The sequence below is a fragment of the Ruegeria lacuscaerulensis genome (assembly GCF_013033355.1).
Lineage (GTDB): Bacteria > Pseudomonadota > Alphaproteobacteria > Rhodobacterales > Rhodobacteraceae > Ruegeria > Ruegeria lacuscaerulensis_A.
This window is the reverse complement of sequence record NZ_WQDY01000030.1, coordinates 1-5,184: the sequence shown is the minus strand read 5'-3', so window position 1 is coordinate 5,184 and position 5,184 is coordinate 1. Positions and strand designations below refer to the sequence as shown.

Annotated in this window: 4 protein-coding genes and 1 pseudogene; all 5 read right to left on the bottom strand. The window is 55.4% G+C overall.

Annotated features, from left to right (window positions below; all coding sequences use genetic code 11):
- Positions 1-730: 730 nt before the first annotated feature.
- A pseudogene (locus GOW48_RS22860) lies at positions 731-1,894 on the bottom strand (AAA family ATPase); the annotation flags it as partial.
- Positions 1,895-2,171: 277 nt separating this feature from the next.
- Complete coding sequence (locus GOW48_RS22210; protein WP_170756240.1) at positions 2,172-2,408, bottom strand: hypothetical protein; 237 nt, start codon at positions 2,406-2,408, stop codon at positions 2,172-2,174.
- A gap of 117 nt (positions 2,409-2,525) precedes the next feature.
- Entirely contained in the window at positions 2,526-3,098 is a 573-nt protein-coding gene (locus GOW48_RS22205) for a hypothetical protein (RefSeq protein ID WP_170756239.1), read from the bottom strand.
- A 158-nt stretch (positions 3,099-3,256) separates the two neighbouring features.
- Positions 3,257-3,439 (bottom strand): helix-turn-helix transcriptional regulator, encoded by a 183-nt coding sequence (locus GOW48_RS22200; protein ID WP_170756238.1) that lies wholly within the window; start codon positions 3,437-3,439, stop codon positions 3,257-3,259.
- Between the two features lie 477 nt (positions 3,440-3,916).
- The gene (locus tag GOW48_RS22195) at positions 3,917-5,080 is read right to left on the bottom strand and encodes a tyrosine-type recombinase/integrase (RefSeq protein WP_234900834.1); all 1,164 of its coding nucleotides are present in this window, start codon (positions 5,078-5,080) and stop codon (positions 3,917-3,919) included.
- Positions 5,081-5,184 lie beyond the last annotated feature (104 nt).

Genomic DNA, 5,184 nt, shown 5'->3' with positions numbered 1-5,184 from the left:
AAACCCGCCGTTCGCCCGCCATTTCGCACAACTTATGACAGCGAGAGCGCGAGCCCGAGGGCTTTGCCCGGGCTCGCGCTCTCGCCCCTGTTGCAATGGTTCAAGCAACGCGCGAGATGCGAGTTTATCTATAAGGATCTCGCGCCAAACCTCGCGCCCGCGAGTTGCCGCGATCTCGCGCGTTTCTCGCGTAGCTCGCTCACGTTTAAACAAGCCAAATCCAATCTCTGTTTGTTCCTACGCGACCCGCAGTCTGCAGTGCATCTATCATCCGGGTAATTTCTCGTTTTTGGTCGCGATCGCGCGATGCTTTGGAGATGCCCAACTTCGAAGCGTACGCAATGAGCTCCTCCTGGTTAACAATCCGGTGCATTTCCGGTTCGGGCCATTCTTCGCCTCCGGGATTCCAGCTGCCATGCTCATCGATGTAGAGCGAAAGAGCCTCGATGAGATTTTGCTGTTTGTCGGGCAGTTGTACCGCCGCGTCAGCAGTTTCATGCGGTGAGTTGGACATCGGCTCGATAAAGCACGACGTGACATGCTCACCATCGCGGTCGAGACCCAGCGCCACTTGCTGGAGTTGGTAAGAGAAAATAGCTCCGTCTTCTCCATCCCGCACTTTCTCGGCGACTGCCGTGATTATGTCGCCATCACGTGTGATTGAGATTTCGGCATCGACGGCACCTTTGAGAGAAGAATGACCGCGTGCCCCGCGTGACGTGTCTTTTCCAGTATGATGAACAAGCAGGACAAGGCCATCGATTGCCTTCTCGATCGCGCTCGCGCCCCCCAGAGCGGCTCCCATGCCCTCTGGCGAGTTCTCGTCGCGTCCGCCGATTGCACGTGCCAATGTATCGATGAAGACGGTTTGAACGGCCTCGCCAGCTTCCTGACTGAGCGCATGGATTTGCTTTAACAAGAACGAGACGGCATCCTCATCGCAAAGATCAAGGCCACCATTCATAACGTACATCGGAACGGGCCCTACCTTTCTCAGAAGGGGCACAAGACGGTTACGAACACCGCCAACGCCTTCAAATGCGACGTAGACAACTGGCCCACCTTGCGTGCGGTGAGAATACCAAGGTTGGTTCGCAGCAATATGTGCTGCCATATCTAACGCCAACCATGTTTTTCCTGACCCAGGCGGTCCGTAGAGCGTCGCGATTCCACGTTTCGGCAACCAACCCCGGATCGCGTCAGCGTTTTCGAGTACGGGTTCAACCTCTCCTAGCCAGAAGCCATCTGTCGCCACCCGCTCTGGCGTTTCACTGCCCATCTGCGCGCGCGGGGCGCGCCTGAGGCGGTTCCAGAGTTGCGTTGGACCATCTTCGATTAGAATTTCGTTTGCGTCCTTGCGTGGCGATGGATCAAAAACACGCCCGCCGCAGGATGCTGCAGCATCTTGGGCTGCAGCAACACTGTCCGCGTCCGCGCAGAATATCCCGCAAGGAAAATCCTTCGCTGCCCGCAACCATCGCTGTCCAAGCATCGCGACCACCCGGACGTCAGGTGTGGAGATATCATCTTTCATCGCTCTCCAGATCGCCAGAGCGTCTTCTGCGCCCTCCGCAACCAGCGTATGAGCCGGTTCGGCATCCGAGACTTCGAACCAACCTTCGCCAATTGGTCCCAGGGATTTCCGATCACCGACACGTACGCCATCAATTGAAAGCGGAACACGTTGCACGCCACAGATTTCGCCCATTGAATCCAACACCGGAAAAACGCAGCAGGGACGGCCATCCACAGCGTTCGGATGAAAGCGGGCTGCATTTTCTGGAAGGTGTCTTAAGATGCCGCGTGCTTCGAGATACCTCTGGGCAGGCGTACCTTCGATCGGAAGAGCCTTTGACCAAAGCTGTCGGGCCTTTTCACGGTTAGGTTTTTCCATTTTGCTGTTGCCCAATCTGAATGTTCTGTCGCCCTGGGCTGCAAGCTGATCAAAATCCGCATCGGGAATGCGAAGGTAGCCTCCGTCTTGCGCCTCATGATCGTAGAAGGACCCGCGTTTTTCACCGTGCAGAACGACGGACTTGGACCCCCTTTGGCCAAACCTGAGGTCGCCTTGGTTCGAAAGGGACAAGTTGGGCTCACCGAAGGCTTCAGTTGCTGCGTCTCGAAGAAGCTCATTGGACGCCGTCGCCCAAAACGCTGCTCGATTGATTGGACTAAAACGGGATTTCGTCATCCAGAAACTTGTTCCGGCGGTCCCGGTCCACTCTCTGTTGCCGCAGCTCAAAATACGCTCCCAACGCAACCCGCAATCCCTCATAGCCGAGGTCTGGCCCAATCTGGCAAACCGCGTCAGCAAGTCCTTCTCGCTTCCAGAACAACGCCATGCGACCCGCGGCCACCCGCAAATCTTCGCGTTCGCCGTCAGTGAAGTCGATCAACGTATCACTCATTATTGTGCTCGCTTATTGAAGAGTGGCAGGAAAGTCGTCGCAAGACGATGCAGGCGGCTCGAGTTTGATTTGCGGCACAAATCAGAACCCGAGCGTTTGTACTTGCTTGCGGTGACCTCAGGCCCAGGCATCTGGATCTTCGGTACCATCATCTCCGGAGTCAGGATCAGATCCCGATGAACCGACATCAGACGCAAATGTTGAGAGGTCAGGCCATTTGCTCTTTGGCGCAATTTCAAACTTGATTTCGGTCGATGTGCCTCGCCCAAATTTCACGGTGTCGACCGCAACAATTCGAACGCGAACAGCCTTGCCGTTTGGAATATCGCCGGCCTCTTTTGCGACGGATGCGATGAAAGAGGTAATGGCACGTGAACCGCCACGTAGTTCGCGGACGGCGGGTTCATCCCAAGCATCGCTTCTGAGGTCCAGCGATACGGCGGGTGAGTGTTCAGGCGATGGGCTTGGTGTGCCATTCCAATCATCTTGTTTCGTCAAGGGCACGAAATCCGCGCCATGCTGATCAACTTTGAGCCAACCCTGTTCTGCGTTGGCCAGATCCAGATCTAGGATCTTGCCGATCAAATCGACTTCAACCGCATCACTATCGACGCAGGAGGCCTTGAATGTCGCCGTTCTTGCGTCGAGGCGAATGTATGGGCGGCCTGTGCCGCTGTTAGGAAATAGCATCGAGTTTCTCCTTTTCGGTTTGATGCATTTGAGTTTCGTGTTTCGGCGTTTGTTTTCGGCGCCAGTCGTGATCGAGAATTCGAAAGGTCTGATGAGGCATGTCTCCTCCGTTCGCGGGCTGGTGGGCTCGCGTTTAGGGTTTTCGGTTTTCGGGTTGTTTAAGTTCGCTCGGCTTTCAAGCTTTCCACTGCAGTCTGAATATCGCTTTCCGGCCAGCGGGCGGCATATCCAAGCTTGACGGGTTTAGGTAGCAATCCGGCCTTGGCATGTCGCCAAATTGTAGCCTTGGACACGCCAAGGCGTTCGGCAACTTCGCGGTCAGTTAAAAGGCGGTCCTGCATATGACACCTCATGAAATGTGAAATCATGAGATGAGTTTGAGGCCCTTTCAGGCGTCAGTCACTGACAACAAATAGGCTAAATGCACCCATTTTTTGGCGGTTCACCATCTTGACTTTCAGCGAATTTAATAAAGCTTCGAAATTCGGACTTGCATCGTTCTATCTCGCGTTCTGAGCGTGACACGCTCAATTCGCGCCCCTCAATCGCTGCTTTTCCATCGGTCAATCTTAGCAGGTAGTCACCGAACGACCTCGGCGGGCGGCCTCTCTTTCGTTTATTTCTTGGCCTCGGTGCCAAGTCTCTACACCGTACTGCGACGTGCAGAGCAATCTCGGCTGGGATCGCGATGCCCAAATTCGAAAGTTGCTCCAACAAAGCCAGCGCTTCATCAGGGTCGCTGTTTCCTAATCGAACCAATTCACTTTCGTGGCGATTTTTCCAAGAAGCTTCATGAAGGGGCTTTTTGCTGTTCTCACTCATCCCTGCACCCCACTGATCGGCACAACTTCAGCCTGGCCTTTGCTTGTTACGTGATCAGCCCACGCGGCCATTAAAACGCGACGCTTCTCAATCAGGTCGGATCTTTGATATGCCCGCTCCACAGAATTGCCGACAACATGACCAAGTACAGTTTCAGCGACTTCGTACGGCTGGCCGGTTTCCTCGGCCCAAGTTCGCAAACTGGATCTGAACCCGTGAGGGCGGGCTTCCATGCCCCGGTCACGCATCAGTTTGCTCATCGTCATGTCGCTGATCGGTTTTCCTCGCTGCCCTGGAAACAACACTTCACCAGCGTGACGCAGAGCATCCTCTACGACCTTAATTGCCTCGTTGGTCAATGGTACCCGAAAGTCTCCCGTCGCCCCCTTGCGGCTCTTCACAAGCTCGGCGGGGATCGTCCAGATGCGCGCGCCTAAATTGATTTGATCCGGTCTTGCGTGGCGGATCGGGGCAGATCGCACCCCGGTGAGGATCAACAGGCGTAACGCGAGTTCAGTTATGCCCTGACCTAGCGATGCATAGAAACCCGGCACCTCTTGCCACGGCAGAGCCGGAATGCTCGTCGCTTCATGCCGTTGCTTGCCGAGAAGAGCGCGGGCCTTGTCCACCGCCTGTAAATCCACATTCAGGCCCAAAGCGGCTGCATGCTTCAAAACGAGATTCAAGCGGTTCGCAGCTTTGCGAGCCGTCTCCGCCTTTTCATGCCAGATCGGCGCCAGCGTGTCTCGTACAGAGATCTGATCCACCTCAGCGATGGGCATCTTTCCAAGCTTGGGCAAGATGTGGATTTCCAACGGCGAGAACCAGCGTCTCGCAGTTCCATCGCCCTTCAGTTCTGCCTTGCGAGCCTCAAAGCAATCCTGTGCCACATCCCGAACAACGTGCAGATTACGGATGGCTTCCCGCTTCTCTGCTTCACGCTTGGCTATAGGATCGATACCGCGCTTGGCCTGTTGCCTGTACTCGGTCGCCATTTCTCGCGCGGCCTTGAGGGAAACATCGGGATAGGGACCAAGACCCATTTCGCGCCGTCTTCCGTGTATCGTGAAGCGAAACACCCATGCAGTTGTCCCATCCTTACGCCGCACGAACCGTAGTCCGCCTCCATCTTCGTGCTTACCAGGAGGAAGCGACTTCAATCCGACCGCTGAAAGCTTGTGTAGGCTGCTTGGCAAAAATCGTCCCCCAATTCGTCCCCCAATACATATTGCGATACGGTGACACGAGTTGAGGCTACCTGCAA